The sequence below is a fragment of the Alteromonas sp. I10 genome (assembly GCF_003201515.1).
Lineage (GTDB): Bacteria > Pseudomonadota > Gammaproteobacteria > Enterobacterales > Alteromonadaceae > Alteromonas > Alteromonas macleodii.
Window position 1 is genome coordinate 779,101 of sequence record NZ_QJJN01000001.1, and the last position, 19,257, is coordinate 798,357.

The window sequence follows — 19,257 nt, forward strand, 5'->3', positions numbered from 1 at the left end:
TCGCGTAAAAATCGCATCAACAGAGCGCGTTGAATTGATTCTAGAAATCTGTACTCAAACCATCTCACAGATTATGCGCGCACGTAAAACGTAGCTATTAGGAGTAAAGCTTTTGAACCCATCTCGTATTTTTCGCCAGCCGAATAAAGTTCGACATGCACTGTATACAATAGGCGCGCTTGCTGCATCGTTTGCCATTACGAGTGTTCCAGCATTAGCGGATGATTCCAAACAATTAGGAAAAACACCCGTAGCTATCGCTATTCATGGCGGTGCAGGAACCATTTTAAAATCATCGATGACGCCAGAAAAAGAAGCGGACTACAAAAGAGTATTAACCCAAGCGGTGCAGCATGGCTACGCCTTGTTGCAGAAAGGCGAAAAAGGTGAAGTGGCGGTAGTAGAAACCATCAAAATTCTTGAAAGCTCGCCGTTATTTAATGCTGGCATCGGTGCGGTATATACCTTCGACGGTGAGCACGAGCTTGATGCGTCGATAATGCACGGCGGCAGTAAAAATGCAGGTGCTGTTGCGGGGGTGAAAACAATAAGAAGCCCAATAGAGGCTGCGTTATTGGTAATGAATGAATCTCCACACGTTATGCTTTCAGGGAGAGGCGCTGAAGATTACGCAAAAGAAAACGGCCTTGAACAGGTAGACAACACCGTTTTTGATACCGAGTTTCGCAAGCAAGCTTTAGATAAAGCGAAAGCACGTATGCAGCAGGTATCGAGTGGTTACGGTTCGCAGCAAGGCAATGAGCGCTTTGGCACTGTTGGAGCCGTAGTATTGGATCAAGGAGGCAACATTGTCGCGGGAACATCCACTGGCGGAATGACGGCTAAACGATATGGACGTATTGGAGACTCGCCTGTTATTGGAGCGGGTACCTATGCCGACAATGAAAGCTGCGCGGTATCGGCCACAGGACATGGTGAATATTTTATTCGATACAACGTGGCAGCAGATATTTGTGCGCGAATGAAGTACCAGGGTTTAACGTTAAACGACGCTGCGAACACTGTAGTTAACGACGTACTTGTAAAAGCCGGTGGCGATGGCGGTGTGATTGCTATTGACGCTAAAGGTAACGTCGCTATGCCGTTCAATTCTGCGGGTATGTACCGCGCTAGCGTTGACATAAATGGTAAAGTGAAAGTGGCAATTTACAAAGACTGATCACTGAAAAGCTATTTGTTATTTTAATGTTAAATGTGCTGGCTTGTATGCAACGAAACGTCTAATCTTAAAGTGTGGGGGAAAATTGCTTTCACATGTGGTTAAAAATAATTGAAGTGCCGTAACGCCAATTAAGTCGTAGTATCGGTCACATTAGGCGCCACGGCTGGAGAATTGAAAATGGAATCGTTGCAAGTCAGTGATTATATGAATACTCACCCAGTGAAGCTTAATGTCGATATGCCCGTTGCGCAGGCTGTCGAAGTGTTATTAGCCAGTGGGCAGAGTGGTGGTCCGGTACTCGATAGCAAAGGTAGAGTGGTGGGCTTTTTGTCTGAGCAAGACTGTATCGCTCAAATGATTGCGTCAAGCTACTATCGCGAACAAATTTGTAGAGTAGGGGAAATCATGAAAACCCCTGTGATTTCTATCAAACCTTATATGTCGGTAATAGAGTTAGCGCAGTTGCTGTTAAAGGAAAAGCCGAGAGTTTACCCCATTGTTGATGATGACGGGGTACTTCTAGGCTCAATTAATCGAACGGCAGTGCTACGGGCTATCGATGTTCAATTAAATGATGGATACCAGCGCGCGGGCTAGACATTGGTTGGGCTAACGCACTTTAATTTAGCTTGGTAGGATTTAGCGCTGCAGGTAGCGTAATGAATGAGAATGCGGCGCTGGGTTAGAACGGCCAGAAGCTAGTGCGACGCCATGCATTTATCATATACCAGAAAGGAGGCGTTAACTTGCTTAACGCCTCCTTCTTATTTATTTATTTATTTTTCGTATTATTTGTTACATGTGTAAGTGGCGTTCACGCTTGGCGCTCGCTAATTTTCTGATCGCATCTTTAAGTGAGGCACCAGCAACTAGCTTAAAGTTTTGGGTCTCGCTAGGCATGACGTTTCTTCCATCTTGTACTACCCAAAGCCCTTCGGTGAACCTTCCTCCCAAGTTAGCGTTGGTTACATCAAGCCCATCTGTTTCCGACACGCCGTCAATTTGCGCGGCTTTATCTGCCGTAATTTGAACAAGCCCCATAAGTTCCAAGACTTCAGGGTTTTCAGTGTGTACGTGATAGATAGCATAGCTGTTATTACCCTGACTCGATACGATTAGGTAAGTTTGTGCATCTACATTAAACAGAGCCAAACCTTCTACATCAGCTTCTACCGGAGCTTCTATCTCAGCGATGAACTGAGGCTGATTGCTGTTTGAAGTAATATCCAAGGCCCAAATCCCAGCACCTTCCTCACCTAAGTATGCCGTGCTCGTTTTAGTATCCACAACACATCCTTCTGGCTGTGAAGGCAGTGAAAAGGACTGTGTTAAGTGTCCATCAACAGATTTGTCTGGGGAGATAGACACGCTATACCGTTCGAAGCGGCCACTGGTGTCGTTAGCAAATACATGAGCTACTCCGCCTGACACAAACAGACACATGCCGTATATATCATTGAGTGTAGTGCTTATGTGGCCAAGTTGAGTCATATGGCCGCGTTTATCTATTTCAAATACAGACAAACTGTTATTCGACCGGTTTGATGCTACTGCGATATCGATAAGTGGCGTATCGCTTTGCTGTGCTTTGGTTTCTGCCACAGATACCTTGTATCCCACATCAACGTTATTCACTCTGCCAACAGGAAGGCTTTGCACTAGCTTGCCGGCTAAGTCATAGCTATTCAATGCGCCTTTTTTGTCGGTGCCGATTATGCGGCTTTGTGAAGCGCTGTGCGAGTTGACCCAAATGGCAGGGTCGTCAGCAGCGTCGCCATGATTTTCCACAGGGTCAGTTTCAACATCGGGTTTAACCTTGATAGTGAGGTTTGCATGTTGGGATGCGCTGTTATTTGTATATGCCTTCTCCATGTGATTTTCTTTTGGCGAGGTAGCTTTAAAATCGGTGCCGCATTGTCGATGAAGTAAAGCTGCGCTTAGTTTTGAGGGAAGTTCGGCAGAAAACACGTCGCCTGATTCATCATCATCAACAACAAGAGAAATGTGTGTGCCTTCTTCACTTAACGACAGGTGAACGAATTCAGGCTGAATAGAAGTAGACCTGTTGTTTGCTTTTAACTGGCGAGCTGCTGAGTTACTTTCGTTCGCCGTATTTATTAGCGAGACAAATTGCGTAAGACATGGTGCTTTGAGCCATACCCCGCTGGCATCCGGGCTTACCCAAGCAGCGACATCTTTGGCATCTTTTTTTGTCGAAGACAGGGTGGCTACACCTTCAATGGCCACACCTTGATCGTGAAAAATAAGGGTTTTTGCTAGCTCACTTTCAATATCGGTATCTAATTGCCACACACCGGCAAATTCGTCAGCAAGGTATAGCGTTTCGGTGTTGGCATTTATCGCGCAACTTTTAATGCCTGGACCTATCGCAAAGTCTCTAAGCGATAAAAAGCGCCCGTTGTAAAATTCATACTGATTCAGTGTGCCGGTCGCATCGATATTAACAATTTGCAGTTCGCCAGCGCTTGATGTTGTAGCACAAATGGCTTCAGAACCTATGGTCAATTGAGTTTGCGGTTGATCAATCTCAAGAGACGCGGCGTTAATGCGATACACCTCTATGTACTGGGTGTTGTTATTGAACACTACTAAAAACACCCATTGTTTTGCATTAGACTCCACAACTTCGGCACGTGCTAAGCTGTAATGTCCCGCAATGAAGTGTTTTTTTCCGTCAGAGTTGCTTAGTGAAATACCCTTATGTTCGTTAACATTAATGTTGATAGCGTGGGTGTCATCGTAAACTTTATGTTTGTGGTTGGCGCGGGCGTCCTTGCTAGTGTTGTTAGCATGGGTGTCTTTGTAAGCGTCTTGGTAAGCGCTTTGGGTGTTAGAATGGTCGGCGTGCGTTTGGTAGTGCAGAGTTAGGCCTAAACCATTTTTTAGCTTTGTTAGCGGTAATGCGATGCTTTGGCTTTCTGCTTTTACTAGCTGGCTTTCGCTGTGCGCTAACTTGATATTTGCACTGGTATCTGCGCTGGTATTGGTACCGGGAGAGGCTGCGCAACCGAACAACGTCAAAAGTGCGCTTGAAAGTGCCGCTGTGGTAATTGTGGTTTTAAAAACTGTTTTGGTGTGACGCTGATTGGTCATTGTTGTTATTGTCCTGAAACTTACTGAGATCAAACCATGCATGGCGCATCGACTAAAACATGGCTTACAGATTATTAAGAGCAGGTTTGAAGGCCATACTACCTACGGCCTTCAAGCCCGATAATTAACTTTCGATATACCTGCCTAGTTAAGCTGCCAAGTAAAGCCAAGTTCGAACGTGCGGCCGTATTCTTCATACTGCGCGTTTTGGTTGCGCGTATCGAAATAGTTGTAGAAAGGTTCGTCACCTAAGTTGATGCCGTTGAAATACACCTGCATGCTGTCGTTGATGTAGTAGCGCGCCATGAAATCAACCTGTACGTGGTCGTCTTCAAATCTGAGCATGTCACCATCAATCTCTTCGAAATTGTCGCTTTTATAGGTGGTGGCTAGACGTACACTGAAGTCATTCGCTTCGTACCCAATGGTGATATTGCCAATACGGTCTGATTGATTTGGTAACTGGGTTTCAAATTTTGCGCCATCTAAGAAGGTAGTCGCTTCAGAATCGGTAAAAGTAGCATTGGCGGAAACAATGAAGCCATTGTTAAAGGCTTTCACCCAAGAAAGTTCTAAGCCGGCTAAATCGGCAGAGTCGCCGTTAATTGGCTGTATGACCTCTTCAAAACCTTCCCAACCGGTTGTACCTGCAACATCAGCGTACACAACGAAGTTATCGATATTCTTGTAGAACAGCCCTGCTGAAACTACACCAATGTCACCTGGATAGTATTCAATCGACAAATCAACGTTTTGTGCTTCGTATGGCTGAAGGTCAGGGTTGCCAACTTCCGCCTCTCGTTCGGTCACAAATACGCCATCATCTTCTTCCGTTTTACTCTCGATGATTTGAAATGCCGCTACATCTTCAAATTTTGGTCTTGAAATGGTTTGGGTGTAGGCAGCGCGAAGCTGAAGTTTATCTGAAACGGTGTATCTGGCATTTACACTGGGTAACCAATGATCGTAGTCGCGCTCCGCTTCCCACGGCGTATTTTGCACTTCTTCCACGTCGGTTTCTTCGTTTTCTACAAGCTCTACTCGCATACCCGATGTAGAAAAGTCAGTACGCTCATAGCGAACCCCTGCTACCAAATGAAGTTTATTTATATCTACGCTGCCCATGATATAAGCGGCAAAAATATCCTCTTCATTCACATAGGTCGCGCCACGAGATTCTACTTCAGAATTTAGGCTGTCTAATTCCAAGCTCTCGCGGTTTTCGTTAAAGTAGTTGCGCATTTCACTTCGATTAAGCCCAGGCCCAAAGTTATCAAGAGAGTAGTCTGGACTGGCAGCTCCGAATTGCGAAGCGTCTAAGTCGTCGAAGTCTCCATCAAAAATAGCGATGCTGCTGTCGCGGTCTTTTTCTCGGCTTCGGTATTTCGAGCCAATTTTTAACTCACCGATATAGCCACCAAGGTTGATGGGGCGGGCGGCGTCGAATTTAATACTGGTTTCGGTATCTTTCGTGTAGTTATCTTCAAAGCTGATCTCATCGACTTCATAGGTTGATAAGTCCATGGCATCAGCGTTTTGTGACACGGTTGGACGCATAGTATTTAAGTCTGCGTCGATACTGTCATTTTCGGTTTTGAATACGTAATACAGTGCATCTGGCTCGTCTTCATCAGACTTTGCATAACCGAGCTGCCAGTTTGCTTTCCAGGTATCTAATTGGTGTTCACCACCTAACGCCACAGTAAAAATACTCTGACTTTCAAAGCGGTCTTTACTTTCTCTTTCTATTTCTGAGTCTTCGCCATCGAACGTGAATATATTACCTTGACGGTATTCGTCGTCAGAAAACTCACTGTAAAGTGTGCGAAGAAAGTATTGGTTGTTGAAGTCAGGACGAAAATCGATATTTAACGCACTACCCAAACGTTCGCGAGTGATCGTGTAGTGACGTTGCTCAAGCTCATCGTCACCGTTACTTTCAACATTGTCTGAACCAAAATCTCGGTCAAAGTAGGAAATGGCGCCAGCCACCCCCCATTCGGGCGAAAGCTTCTTAGTAAACGTACCAGAAAGCTTTGGACTGGTTTCATCGCGTAAATCATTTTGACTGGCTTGCACGGTTACGCTCGCGGTATCTCGAGCCTTATCAAACGCACTCACGCTTTTCACCGCGACTGAACCACCAATGGCGTCTCCGTCCATATCGGGCGTTACCGATTTAGATACCTCTAACGTTTGGATGAGTTCAGAGGGAATGACGTCAAGGGCTACTGAACGTACGCCTGATTCAGGCGAGGGAATATTCAAGCCGTTAATGGTTACGTTATTCAAGTTGGGGTCGATACCGCGTATGCCGACGAAACGACCTTCACCCTGATCTCGCTCAATTGACAAGCCAGGTAAACGCTGTAACGACTCAGCAGCATTTTGGTCTGGAAATTGTCCAATGGCATCTGCGGATACAATAGACGAAATACGATCTGACGTTCGCTGCTGGTTTATGGCACTTGCCTGACCGCTTCGTTGACCACGTACCAAGATTTCATCGATGGTATCGCCGCCGCCAAACTCCACGGCTGCGCGCGCAATGCCGTTGTCCGTCACTTTTATCGCTTGCGTAACCGTTTCCTCACCAAGATAAGAAATTTCTAGCGTGTAAGTACCCTCTGGAATAGAGGGAAACCGGAATGTACCGTCTGTGCCTGCTTCAGTAACCAGTCCTAATTCTTTAAGCTTAATTTGAGCACCGGTATAGCTGCGCGTCTGTGCGGCGTCTTTTACTGAACCGATAATTACGCCATCAGCAGCTGAAGCAGGTATAGCGACACTAAGGCCCATTGCCGCTATGCAGGCAAGTGTTAGAGAAGAGTACGCGGTTTTAATTTTCATTTATTTTCCAATTAATTAAGCAGTAAAAAGGCGTTTTGAATAAGTGCTAAGTAAGTGAATGAGTACCCTAAGAATCCTGCATGACAGTTATATGACGATTTGATGGAACAAGCGGTACACAATCGGTAATTGTCGCCTATTTGCAATTGGCTGAGCTAAATTGACCCTTGCTTAAATTACTGATTTTGTTTGGTTTGTGTGTCTTTTTTTATGCTCCTAAAGTTCGCTGCCATCAAGATGTCACATTGCTGAGCCAAACTGACCCTCGACAGTTTCATCAGATTTGGGCAAGACTCTCGTTTTGTTATGAGCGCTGGCGGTGGCCGGACTAACGCGTGATGTATCCAATTCAAGAGATTTCCAAAGAGAGCACTATGTTTACCTTTACAAATTCAACACAATTTAGGCATCACAAGCTTTGGCTAGCATTTACATTTTGCGTAGTGGCGTTAGCGGTTTGTTTAGCTTTTATGTTTGGCAATGCAAAAGAAAGCACCGTGATATCAGGCCTCGATATTGTGGGAGAGGGAAGCATTGCTTTTTTAACTTTGGCGTGGATGCTAGCTGCGCTTGCCAGCCGTCCCCCAGGTAAAGTAACGAGCCTTCTCACGGTAGGGCTCGGCTTCTTTCTATTTTCAGTTAGTTTAGATTTTTTGGATGAGTTTTTTCATTATCCTGAAGAGGCTTATTGGCTTAGCATGATTGAGTCTTATCCTGCGGCTGTGGGTATGGTAGTAATGACCGCGGCACTGTATCAGTGGCACCTTGAGCAGCGCGCGTTAAACTTGCAATTACGACGCAGAGAATGGGACTTTCGCGATCACGATGCTATCGACCCCATCACTCAGCTTTACCGCGCAGAGTATTGGAAAACACAAATTAATAAATTACAGCAGTCTGGCAAGTCAGCTGTCATCGCCATTATCGATATCAATAACTTCTCTTTGTTCAACCAAAAGCATGGGTATACAGAAGGCGATAGGTATCTGCACGATATTGCGCAATTGGTGATTATGAATTTGCGTCAGCAAGATTTAGCGTGCCGCTATGCCGGTGATAGGTTTGCTATTCTGATACCTGACGTCTCGCCCATGCAGGCTGACGTTATCCTCAACGATATCAAAGTGAGCATTCAGCACCTTGCGTTTAGACACAGCCAAAATGCAAACGCTATTTACACTACCGCTCGCAGTACTCAAGTGACTTTGTTACCTAATCAACGCCTTGCGACAGTGCTTAACACCATGCTCTTAGAACTTGAGCGTGCCCATGGTAGCGCAGCGTAATTAGGCCGGTTTGGTCAGTGTATTTGGCGATAGTAATTGGTAGGGGTAACCGGTGAAGATGAATGAAGATGCCTGCAGCGAGTAACTTATGGATTTAATGTTACCAAGACTAAACGCACTACGAGACTCTGAGGACGAAGCTGCAATTGCAGGTGCTGAGTACCGTCATTCAACTCGTCTTTCTGGAGTGGGTTTCTCTCTAAAAGATGATGCTAAAGCGCTTGGCATGGGTGTCTCTGTAAAAAGCGATGCTGATATGCTTAACATGGGTGTCATCGATAGTGCTGGTAGTGCTCATGTAGTGATGTCTAACCAAGATAAAGTAATAGTTGGGTATTGGTTAGTGAGGGCAGCACTTAATGTGGCGCTCTCTCGTGGTGCGAATAAAAATAAGCTCTTGCGCGGTACAGGAATTTTTGAAGATGCGTTGCAACACCAATCACTATTAAGCATAAATCAATATTCATCGCTGTTAGTGAATGTTCAAAGCCAGGCGAGAGGCGGCGACGTTAGTTTTTTGCTGGGGGGAGCTTTCGCCTCGCAGTGGCTATCTAGTCCACTTAATGCGCTCAAAGCATGTGAAAATGTAGAGCAGCTACTTTTACAGCTGACTCAACGCCAAACATACCGGTGGTGTAGCCTACCGCTCTGTCAGTTTCAGCGTTTTGAAAACGCAGACCAAATAATGTTAGTGCCTCAGTTTACAGGGATAAGCAGCAAACAGCTTCAGTTCTCCATTGAAATGGCATTCGCAAGCGTTGTTGCACTTATGAAAAGTATAGCGAATAAGCGAATTCGTTTATCTTTCTCTTTTACCGAGAGTCGACCAAGAAATATTGCTGATTACGAAACCCACCTTGGGCTTAAGTTATCGTTTAATCGCGCTTTTAACAGTATTTGCATTGAGAAAGACGTATTACGCCAACCTTTGAAGCTAACAGCTCAGTCGGATTGTTCTGCTGAATCACATGTTTCTCTGGAAGGTGTCGTTAGTAACAGCGCAACGCAAACAAAAGAAGGGGCTTCTATTGAATTGCAAAACCGCTTGTCTTTGCCTGATTTTGTGAGGCGTTATGTTTATGCATCCTCCAACACACAGGCAGCAAATATCGGATTACCTGAACTAGCGGAAACCTTAAACGTCAGTGTGGCTACGCTAAAGCGGAAACTAAAAGAGTACGGCACTAGCTATCGCGCGCTCTGCGAGGAAGTACAGCGCAATCATGCACTTTTACTTCTTTCGGTGCACAAAGTGAGTAACGAGACGGCGGCCAATGCAATGGGCATTAACGATTTACCTAACTTTCGACGAACGGTAAAACGGCTTACAGGTAAAACCCCTAGCGAGCTTAGAATTTAACGTGAATGACGGATAGCGCCTGTCCAAATTTCTACGTAACAGAGCTATGCCACACAATTATGCCAAACATTTATGCAACACAGCTATGAAAAATAGCTAGGCGGCAGTCGCGTTCTACGGCTTAATGGTTGTAGCTTCACTCGTGTAATAACTCGAAATCTCATCGTAGCGTCTGGCACAGTGCAGATGAGTTAATTATTGGAAAGTAAATTTCTTTTCAATGCTTTAAAAACCTTTTATCCTTTGCAGCTTTAGCTTTTCACCGTTCAAGACCGTCAAAATATGGTTTCGTTGAAGCTTTTTCTTACGCATTCGCAACCGGCAGGTGGCTTTTCCGCGTAGCCTTTAAACTGTTGCTAGCAGGCAATAAAACCCAAAAAGAGAGTTTTCTGTGCACGAAAATAAAGACATTGCACCAAATTCTATTGCACCTAACCCGCTAGGTTTAACGCCTATTTTACTTTTTGTGATCCTTGTTGTGGTAACCGGCATTACTACAAACGACATCACTGCGATGCCTATTTTGGTTGCGTTTTTTATCAGCGCTGGCTATGGGCTATGTTTAAACCCGAAAGGGAAAAAGGTCAGCTTCTCTGAAAAAGTACAAACGTTTTGCAAAGGCGGTGGCGATAAAAACATTATTCTTTTGGTGCTTATTTTCCTGTTAGCCGGTGCGTTTTATGCGGTGACTATTGATATTGGCGCTCGAGATGCCACGGTCAATTTGGCACTTCAATTTGTGCCTTCTGCACTTATATTGCCAGGTCTGTTTTTGATTTGCTGTTTCATATCATTTTCAATGGGCACGTCCATGGGCACCATTACCGCGCTCTCGCCCATAGGTGCAGGTCTTGCCACAAGTTTAGGGCTGCCGGTAGAAATGGCGCTGGGTATTGTGGTGGGGGGCGCAATGTTCGGTGATAACCTCTCGTTTGTTTCAGACACCACCATTGCCGCAACCCGTACCCAAGGCGTTCAGCTAAAAGACAAGTTCAAGGCAAACTTAATGGTTGCTGTGCCGGCGTGCATTGTCACCATGGCGTTATTGCTAATGGTGGATGTTGATACTTCTGGCATTGTTGAAGGCGGCAGCTACGATTTTTGGCGCATAGTGCCTTACTTGTGCATTATCGCTTTTGCGCTAACAGGGTTTAACGTCATTAGCGTGCTTGCAGTGGGTATTGCCAGTGCCTGCGTAGTAGGCTTGCTACAAGGAAGCTTTACGCCACTTTCAATGATGCAGAGCATCCAAAAAGGGATGGGCTGGATGCAAGACTTGGCTATGATTGCCATAACCATAGGCGGTATTGTGGCGCTTATGCACGCTAACGGCGGTATAACCTGGTTAATCGAGCGCTTAACCCGTAAAGTCACGTCAAAGAAAGGCGCTGAGTTCAGTATTGCTGGCCTAGTTAGCTTTTTAGACGTTACAACGGCGAACAACACTATTGCGATTGTTACCGCTGGTCCAATTGCTAAAGACTTAAATGAAAAATACGGTGTTGACCCTCGTCGTACCGCATCACTTTTGGATATCTTTTCGTGCAGTTTCCAAGGTTTAGTCCCTTACGGGGCACAGCTTTTAAGTGCCGCGGCCGTAGTAGGTATTTCACCGTTAGCTATTACACCGTACTGCTGGTATCCCATGCTGATTTTCGTGTTTGGTGTGGCGGCCATTTGGTTCGGTTTTCCCCGTTTTAAAACGCCCCAAGACGATGAATTAACCCAAAGCGCTTAAATTCTCGTAACGCTTAACACGCTGGCTTTTTAGGGCGGTATCTTCTAGGATCACCGCCCGAATTTTATTGATGATTAGAAACACGCTTTAGGATGTCACTTTGTCTTCAACACTTGCAATAAAACCTCTTTACAACAAACTAGATGATTGTTTGAGCGCAGATAAATTTCGCTTGAAGCGCCGCATTACGCAGCTTGCACAAAAAGTGAATGATAAATCGGGTGTTGAAGGAAAAGGCGCGGAGAAAAAAGCTGCTAATCCCAAAGTTTCAAAACGTAACAGCGCGGTTAGCGAAGAAAGCTTAAAAGCGCAGTTTGAAAAACTTGAAGGCGACATCGATGCATCGGTAGAAAAGCGTAATTGGCGTAAGAACAACCTACCCAAAGTTGAATACCCACCGCTGCCGGTTAGCGATAAAAAAGAAGACATTAAAGAAGCGATTGCGAATAACCAAGTGGTTATCGTTGCGGGTGAGACTGGGTCGGGTAAAACTACGCAGCTACCTAAGATATGCTTAGAGTTAGGTCGCGGTGTAAATGGCATGATAGCCCACACCCAGCCAAGACGATTAGCGGCGCGAAGTGTAGCCACCCGTATAGCCGAAGAGCTCAACACGCCGCTTGGCGAAAAGGTGGGTTTTAAAATTCGCTTTAGCGATCAGGTAAGCGAGCGAAGCTACGTTAAGCTTATGACCGACGGTATGCTGCTAGCTGAAATGCAGCAAGACCGCTTTTTAAATCAATACGATACTATCATCATCGATGAAGCCCACGAGCGAAGCCTTAATATCGACTTTTTGTTAGGCTATTTGCGTCAGCTTTTAGATAAGCGCCCTGATTTAAAACTCATCATAACATCAGCTACTATCGACCCAGAGCGATTCTCTAAGCATTTTAATAATGCGCCTATTATCGAAGTGAGCGGACGTACCTATCCGGTAGAAATTCGCTACCACGCGCCAGAAGACAATGATGACGATATTGATCAAAGCGACGCCATCGTAAATGCTGTCGACGAGCTAATGCGTGAAGCTCCGGGCGATATCTTAGTGTTCTTAAGCGGAGAACGCGAGATACGCGACACCCAAGATGCTTTGAGCAAACAGCATTATCGCAACACTGAAATTGTTCCGCTGTATGCGAGGTTGTCGGCGGCAGAGCAACACCGCATATTTCAGTCTCACAGCGGTAGGCGCATTGTACTTGCCACCAACGTGGCAGAGACCTCGCTCACGGTCCCCGGCATTAAATACGTCATTGACCCGGGCTTTGCCCGTATTTCACGCTACAGCGCTAGAAGTAAAGTACAGCGTTTACCTATTGAGCCCATCTCTCAAGCGTCAGCGAATCAGCGAGCAGGGCGATGCGGCCGTGTGTCAGACGGTATTTGTATTCGTCTTTATAGTGAAGATGACTATTTAGGCCGCCCAGAATTTACCGACCCAGAGATCCTGCGAACCAACTTAGCGTCGGTTATTTTGCAAATGCTTGCTTTAGGGTTAGGCGATATCGCTGCGTTTCCATTTGTTCAGCCGCCTGATAACCGCAATATCAACGACGGTTTCCGTTTACTTGAAGAAATTCAAGCTATCGCGAAAGGCAAAGATAACCGAAAAACCAAGCAAAGCGGCAAGATGCAGCTTACTCCGTTAGGTCGTCAAGTAGCACGTTTGCCTATCGACCCTCGCTATGCACGTATGGTGATTGAAGCCGAGCGCACGAACGCGCTCAGCGAAGTCATGGTGATTGCAGCGGGCCTCTCAATTCAAGATCCGCGAGAGCGCCCACAGGAAAAACGCCAGCAAGCAGACGAGAAGCACAGCGAATACCACGATAAAGATTCTGACTTTATCAGTCTTTACAACTTGTGGGTGGCGTTTAGAGAGCAGCAAAACGCACTGAGTCAAAACCAATTGCGCAAATGGTGTAAGCAAAATTTCATCAACTATTTACGTATGCGTGAGTGGCAGGACATTGTTAGCCAACTTAAAAAGTCTATCGCTGAGCTGGGCTTTGGCATTTCAAAGCAAGAAGCCGACTATCAGGCTATTCACCAAGCCATCGCCAGCGGCTTGCTGTCTCACATGGGCTTTAAAGATAAAGAGCGCGAGTATATGGGCTCGCGTAATTCGCGCTTTCTTATTTTCCCTGGTTCAGGGCTATCAAAGTCTCAGCCCAAATGGGTAATGGCAGCTGAGCTTGTAGAAACCTCTAAGCTATTTGCTCGTATGGTGGCAAAAATTGACCCAGCATGGGTAGAGCCTTTGGCCGAGCATGTTGTGCAAAGAAGCTATTCAGAGCCACATTGGTCTAAAAAGCGCGGTGCGGTGATTGCCTTCGAAAAAGTAACCTTGTTCGGGCTACCCATAGTAATGAAGCGTGCGAAGGTTTATAGCCTCATCGACCCGCCAATTTGCCACGAGCTATTTATCCGCGAAGCGTTAGTCGAGGGCAATACTAAGCTCAATTACAGTTTCTTACAGGAAAATCAGGCGCTGCTTGAGCAGGCTGACGAGTTTGAACAAAAGACCCGTCGTCGCGATTTGATAGTCGATGATGAAGAACTGGTAAGCTTTTACGCGAAGCGCATTCCGGTTGAAGCCAATAATGATGCGGCGTTTAAGAAATGGTTTAAGCAACACGGAAGCAACGACAGTTTAACGTTTAAAGAAGAAGACGTATATCGTCAGCAGCCTGGGCAATCGGTAGCAAACGCATTTCCTGATGTATGGCGCCAAGGCAATATTACGCTGCCGCTTCGCTATAACTTCGAACCTAACGCTGAAGACGATGGCGTAACTGTTGTCATCCCGCTGCCTGTGCTTAATCAAGTCGACAATATAGGTTTTGATTGGCTGGTGCCGGGACTAAGGCACGACCTTATTGTGGGGTTAATTAAAACCTTGCCAAAACGCTTGCGTCGTAACTTTGTGCCTGCGCCAAACTTTGCTGAAGCATGCCTTGCTGATATCTGTGAAACAGATAAGAACAACCGTCCGGTGCCTTTGCTTGAAGCTGTAACCGATAAGTTACGCAAAATGACAGGCGTTATTATTGAAAGCGAAGAGTGGAATTTAGATCAGCTTGATAAGCATTTAAAAATGCACTTTGCAGTAGTTAATGACAATGGTGATGATATTGCCAAAGGTGACGACCTGCACGCGCTTAAACAGCAGTGTGCAGGGCAGGTGAAGCAAACCTTTGAGAAAGCCGCAACACCGGAATTAGAGCGAAATAACATCGAACAGTGGGATTTCGAAAGCTTGCCAGAAACCTTTGTGCAGAAAGTTGGTGGGTTTGAAGTTCAGGCGTTCCCGGCTCTGGTTCAAAAGGGCGATAAGGTAGATATTGCGCTAATTGAAGAAGCGGATAAAGCCCAAGTGCTGCACAAGCAAGGCGTGAATGTATTGATTAAAAACGCCATGCCGTCGCCCCTTAATTATTTGCAAAGCAAATTACCTAATAAAGCCAAACTGGGTTTGTATTTCAACCCATTTGGACAAGTGAAGGCGCTAATTGATGACTGTATTTTTGCGGGTATCGACGCCATTGTCAGTGATTACTGCAAAAGCAATAACACCGACATTCGCAGCAAAGCCGATTTTGAGGCCTGTTTAGAGATTGCTCGTGCAAACATTAATGACAGGGTGTTAGAAATTGCCACGCAAGTGGAGCAGGGGCTTACCCTTGCGCACCAGTGCCAAAAGCAAATGAAAGGTAATGTACCGCTGACGATGATAAACGCCCTAGGTGACTGTAAAGCCCACTTGGCATCGTTAGTTTTTCCTGGTTTTGTTTCTGAAATTGGCGAGAGCAGATTAGATGATTGGAATCGTTACATTAAAGGTTTAGCTCGTCGGCTAGAGAAGCTCCCCATTGATCCCAACAAAGACAGAATGCATCAGGTCACGGTAGAAAAGTCGATTAAAGAATGGGAAAAGGCGTGCAGCAAATACCCCAAAGGTAAAGTACCTCAAGCTCTTAATAATGTGCGCTGGATGATAGAAGAATTACGGGTTTCGTTGTTTGCGCAGCAGCTTGGGACGGCTTACCCGATTTCGGCTAAGCGTATCACTTTGCACCTCGCTGACTTTTAAAAAAGGGCGTTAGGTGTAAGGTAGCATCAATGAGCTAGGCTAGGGCATGAGGGCACATATTTGTTATCGCAAACAAAACAGCGGGCAGAAACGGCTGAGTCGCTGATTTAAGTGGGAAGGTAGTCGAAATTAGACCAAAGTACACTTTTAATAATTGTTGAATAAATATTATACAGTTCGATTGACAAGTTACCGGCATCGCCCTATAACATCAGATGTAGTCGTCAGCGTAACGCTAAAAATCAGGAGAAGTAGACATGTTGGGATACGACGATAAGCGAAATTTTTTCAGGATGATGGTAAATTCGCCTTGTCAGTTACAAATTACTGATGATGAGTCGAGCCGCACCATGCAGGCAATGTGTAGAGATATCAGTGCTACAGGTATGTCTTTGGAAGTCGATGAACCCTCAATTGAGGTGGGTACACAAGTGAGTGTTGCAATAGAGTCATCTAGTTCGCAAATCCCATCTTTGGCAGCATTAGCGACTGTTGTGCGCTGTGAACCTGAATCCGAGTCAAGCTGTATTATAGGCGTCGAAATTTCTCAGATGAAATAGTCTAATCTAATGTGTTAGGGCGGGGTAAAAGCTTCGCCTTTTCGTGTCTAACTAAAAAGCACAAAGCGTCAGGGTCTACAGCAATGACATCCTCGCGGTGTTGCTTCTTTCTTTACACTCCTATGTTGACCAGCCCGTTGTGGTTTGAAAACAGTCTTTCAGCTTTCATATACTAAACCGAATAGGCCGTTCAGTTTTTTCTATTTTAACTCTCAGTCTTAATTGCTAATAATTCTCATTAATGCGAAAGCAAACTGATTTAATATTTTGAGAGAGCGATGAATATGAAAAAGACGATGACCTTTGCAGTGATGCACTTTTCAGTGGCCTTTACGGTTGCCTACTTACTGACAGGAAGTGTGGTAGTAGGCGGTGCTGTAGCGTTGGTTGAGCCAGCCATTAATACCGTGGCGTTTTATTTTCACGAGATGGTGTGGAAGAAAGTTGAAGAAAAAGAGGGTGTTGTTAAGGAACAATCAGATGACAGTTCACAACAGTTATCAAGTAGCTTTTCTAACAATGAGATAACCTTTGCATCTTAAGGGAGTGGATTTACCTTCGTAAGCTTTTCGCACAACGTAATGTTAGCTCAATAGATTTCGTTAAGCGCCCTATACATCAACAAGGGCGCTTTTTTAATCGCTAGTCGTCGGTGACTTCACACACTAGACCTTTCAAGTAATAGCCTTCTGGATAGCTGCCAATGATAGGATGATCTGAGGCTTGATTAAGCCTTGCGATAATTTTGATAGTACGACCTGCATCAAGTGCAGCGTCTGCCACAACTTTCTGGAATAAATCTGCCGGCATAAGGCCAGAGCAGCTAAATGTAAGCAGCAGCCCACCAGATTTAACAGCATGTATGCCGTACATATTAATGTCTTTATAGCCGCGGGCAGCACGGTTTAATGTTGCCTTGCTGTCGACAAACTTTGGCGGGTCGAGTATCACCATATCAAACTGTTTGCCCTGCTCGTGATACTCCCTGAGTGCCTTAAACACGTCTTGGTTTACGTAATTGGCTTTGTTTTCGTCTAAACCATTGATGGCTACATGGTGCTTAGCCAAATCAAGAGCAGGCTGAGATACATCAACGTTAGTCACTGATTTAGCACCGCCAGCAAGTGCGTAGCAAGAAAACGTACCTGTGTAGCTAAAACAGTTGAGTACGTCGTCATCTTTCGCATAGTGTGCAGCCGCCGCGCGACTGTCTCGCTGATCTAGGTAAAAACCGGTTTTATGGCCGTTCTCGATATCAACCACTATGTTGATGCCGTTTTCTTTTACTGTAACTTGCATAGGTGGTTCACCATGCAGTACACCAGTTACAGGCTCTAAACCTTCTTTCTTGCGCACGTCCACGTCGCTTCGCTCGTATATGTGTACATTAGGCATTAGCTTAGTAATTGCCCACACTATCTTATCTCTGTGTTTTTCGCCGCCCGCGCTCAAAAGCTGAAGTACTGCAACATTGTCGTACAGGTCTATAGTGATCCCTGGAAGGCCATCACTTTCAGACGCTATCCAGCGAAACGCGTTGGTTTTGTTTGGGTCAAACAAGCGTTTGCGAAGGGCTAGTGCAGTTTCTAAACGGCGTAGGAAAAATCCGTTATCAATGCTTTCGTCTTTCTTGAATGTCCACATACGAACGCGAATTTTTGAATTTGGAGAGTAAGCGCCTCGCCCTAACCAGTCGCCTTCAGAGTCAAATACGTCTACCGTATCGCCAACTCGCGCGCGGCCCTTTAGTTCAGCCACAGCGCTTTCGAATACCCAAGGGTGTTTGCGGCGAAGTGATTTGTCTCTGGATGGCTGTAATATGACCTGTGCTGACATGAAGGCTCTCGTACTAATTTAATAAATGTGAAACAGAGTTAAGCGATTTTACTCGCTTATGAGAATGGTCGCGATTATACGCAATTTCATAAGTTCTGTGTTAATAATACCAATCTGCATAGATAATTACCCACTCAGCGAGAGTTAAAATGCTCTATCCGGACTGGTATAAACACAAAACAAACCCAAACTGTTTGATATAAAAGTACGTAGCCAAATTACGATTAAAATTTAAGACTAGGATTGGATGTAAATTATGCGATATGTCGATTTTGAAAAAGGATGCGGCCCAAGCGAACTTGTTGTAAAGGAATGTGAAGGGCTGTCGCTAGCACCAGGGAAAGTAAAAGTTGACGTAAAAGCGTTTGGGGTGAATCGTGCGGATACCTTGCAACGCCAGGGGAATTACCCACCTCCACCAGGCGAGAGCGGTATTCTTGGATTAGAGGTAGCTGGCGTGGTGTCAGAGGTTGCCAGTGACGTCACTGCATTTAAAGAAGGTGACGAAGTATTTGGTTTGGTTGCAGGTGGCGGCTATGCCACTGAAGTGATGGTTAATCCAGCCCATTTAATGCCCATTCCCAAAGGCATGCCGTTTTTTGAAGCCGCGGGTTTGGCCGAAGTGTTTCTTACGGCATTTCAGTGTTTGCGTACAATCGCGCATGTAAAGCCGGCTGAACGGGCGTTAATTCATGGCGGTGCAAGCGGTGTAGGGCTGGCTGCCACGCAACTTTGTCGATATTGGGGCGTACACAGTGCGGTAACGGCTTCAAGTCAAGATAAGCTTTCGTTGTGTGAAAGCAATGGCGCAGAGCATCTTATCAATTATAAGCAGCAACAGTTTGATGATGTGCTTAAAAAAGTCTGGCCTGAAGGGGTTGATATGGTGCTTGATATGGTAGGTGGCGACTACCTCAACCGTAACCTTAAAATACTGAAGCAAGATGGAAAAGTGGTTTACTTAGCGATGCTGGCAGGGAGATATGCTGATAACCTCGATATGGCTATGCTGTTAGGTAAAAGGGCGTCCATTATTGGCACGACACTTAGAAATCGAAGCGACGATTATAAAGCTGATCTAATTCGTGACTTTACTACCGTATGCTTGCCCGCTTTTGAGAATAAAGAGCTTAGGGTAAATATCGATACTCACTATAGCATTGAAGATATCGGCGAACCCCACGTGCGTTTGGAAAACAACGATACGCAGGGCAAGTTGGTTCTTTCTTGGTAA

12 protein-coding genes are annotated in these 19,257 nt (G+C 45.4%); 9 read left to right on the forward strand and 3 right to left on the reverse strand.

What is annotated here, in order from left to right; all coding sequences use genetic code 11:
* The first annotated feature begins 112 nt into the window (after positions 1-112).
* Positions 113-1,180 (forward strand): isoaspartyl peptidase/L-asparaginase family protein, encoded by a 1,068-nt coding sequence (locus BZA03_RS03360; RefSeq protein WP_110287973.1) that lies wholly within the window; start codon positions 113-115, stop codon positions 1,178-1,180.
* Between the two features lie 180 nt (positions 1,181-1,360).
* Positions 1,361-1,780, forward strand: coding sequence for a CBS domain-containing protein (locus tag BZA03_RS03365; RefSeq protein WP_014949170.1), 420 nt, complete (start codon positions 1,361-1,363; stop codon positions 1,778-1,780).
* Between the two features lie 198 nt (positions 1,781-1,978).
* Here BZA03_RS03365 and BZA03_RS03370 read toward each other — a convergent pair whose 3' ends face one another.
* Together BZA03_RS03370 and BZA03_RS03375 are read right to left on the reverse strand one after the other, a co-directional pair.
* Positions 1,979-4,297 carry a phytase gene (locus tag BZA03_RS03370; protein WP_110287974.1) on the reverse strand — a complete coding sequence of 773 codons (2,319 nt, stop codon included), beginning with the start codon at positions 4,295-4,297 and terminating at the stop codon, positions 1,979-1,981.
* A gap of 144 nt (positions 4,298-4,441) precedes the next feature.
* On the reverse strand, positions 4,442-7,147 hold the full coding sequence (locus tag BZA03_RS03375; RefSeq protein ID WP_110287975.1) for a TonB-dependent receptor: 2,706 nt from the start codon (positions 7,145-7,147) through the stop codon (positions 4,442-4,444).
* A gap of 374 nt (positions 7,148-7,521) precedes the next feature.
* Between BZA03_RS03375 and BZA03_RS03380 the strand changes: the two genes are divergently transcribed.
* The 6 genes from BZA03_RS03380 to BZA03_RS03405 all read left to right on the forward strand — a co-directional run bounded on the left by BZA03_RS03380 (position 7,522) and on the right by BZA03_RS03405 (position 16,729).
* Entirely contained in the window at positions 7,522-8,433 is a 912-nt protein-coding gene (locus tag BZA03_RS03380) for a diguanylate cyclase domain-containing protein (protein WP_014976289.1), read from the forward strand.
* Positions 8,434-8,521: 88 nt separating this feature from the next.
* Complete coding sequence (locus BZA03_RS03385; RefSeq protein ID WP_110287976.1) at positions 8,522-9,793, forward strand: helix-turn-helix domain-containing protein; 1,272 nt, start codon at positions 8,522-8,524, stop codon at positions 9,791-9,793.
* A gap of 391 nt (positions 9,794-10,184) precedes the next feature.
* Entirely contained in the window at positions 10,185-11,531 is a 1,347-nt protein-coding gene (locus BZA03_RS03390; protein ID WP_110287977.1) for a Na+/H+ antiporter NhaC family protein, read from the forward strand.
* Positions 11,532-11,631: 100 nt separating this feature from the next.
* Entirely contained in the window at positions 11,632-15,627 is a 3,996-nt protein-coding gene (gene hrpA, locus BZA03_RS03395) for an ATP-dependent RNA helicase HrpA (RefSeq protein WP_110287978.1), read from the forward strand.
* Between the two features lie 257 nt (positions 15,628-15,884).
* Entirely contained in the window at positions 15,885-16,187 is a 303-nt protein-coding gene (locus BZA03_RS03400) for a PilZ domain-containing protein (protein ID WP_014949177.1), read from the forward strand.
* Positions 16,188-16,471: 284 nt separating this feature from the next.
* Positions 16,472-16,729, forward strand: a complete 258-nt coding sequence (locus tag BZA03_RS03405) for a DUF2061 domain-containing protein (protein WP_041693724.1) — start codon at positions 16,472-16,474, stop codon at positions 16,727-16,729.
* Between the two features lie 100 nt (positions 16,730-16,829).
* Here BZA03_RS03405 and BZA03_RS03410 read toward each other — a convergent pair whose 3' ends face one another.
* Complete coding sequence (locus tag BZA03_RS03410; RefSeq protein ID WP_110287979.1) at positions 16,830-18,023, reverse strand: class I SAM-dependent rRNA methyltransferase; 1,194 nt, start codon at positions 18,021-18,023, stop codon at positions 16,830-16,832.
* A gap of 256 nt (positions 18,024-18,279) precedes the next feature.
* On the opposite strand from BZA03_RS03410, the gene BZA03_RS03415 reads away from it, so the two are divergent.
* Complete coding sequence (locus tag BZA03_RS03415; RefSeq protein WP_110287980.1) at positions 18,280-19,257, forward strand: NAD(P)H-quinone oxidoreductase; 978 nt, start codon at positions 18,280-18,282, stop codon at positions 19,255-19,257.

What these genes read in the sequence shown, in the direction of transcription:
- BZA03_RS03365 (WP_014949170.1), top strand. Translation starts at nt 1,361, where the DNA reads ATGGAATCGTTGCAAGTCAGTGATTATATGAATACTCACCCAGTGAAG.
- BZA03_RS03370 (WP_110287974.1), bottom strand. Translation starts at nt 4,297, where the DNA reads ATGACCAATCAGCGTCACACCAAAACAGTTTTTAAAACCACAATTACC.
- BZA03_RS03375 (WP_110287975.1), bottom strand. Translation starts at nt 7,147, where the DNA reads ATGAAAATTAAAACCGCGTACTCTTCTCTAACACTTGCCTGCATAGCG.
- BZA03_RS03380 (WP_014976289.1), top strand. Translation starts at nt 7,522, where the DNA reads ATGTTTACCTTTACAAATTCAACACAATTTAGGCATCACAAGCTTTGG.
- BZA03_RS03385 (WP_110287976.1), top strand. Translation starts at nt 8,522, where the DNA reads ATGGATTTAATGTTACCAAGACTAAACGCACTACGAGACTCTGAGGAC.
- BZA03_RS03400 (WP_014949177.1), top strand. Translation starts at nt 15,885, where the DNA reads ATGTTGGGATACGACGATAAGCGAAATTTTTTCAGGATGATGGTAAAT.
- BZA03_RS03405 (WP_041693724.1), top strand. Translation starts at nt 16,472, where the DNA reads ATGAAAAAGACGATGACCTTTGCAGTGATGCACTTTTCAGTGGCCTTT.
- BZA03_RS03410 (WP_110287979.1), bottom strand. Translation starts at nt 18,023, where the DNA reads ATGTCAGCACAGGTCATATTACAGCCATCCAGAGACAAATCACTTCGC.
- BZA03_RS03415 (WP_110287980.1), top strand. Translation starts at nt 18,280, where the DNA reads ATGCGATATGTCGATTTTGAAAAAGGATGCGGCCCAAGCGAACTTGTT.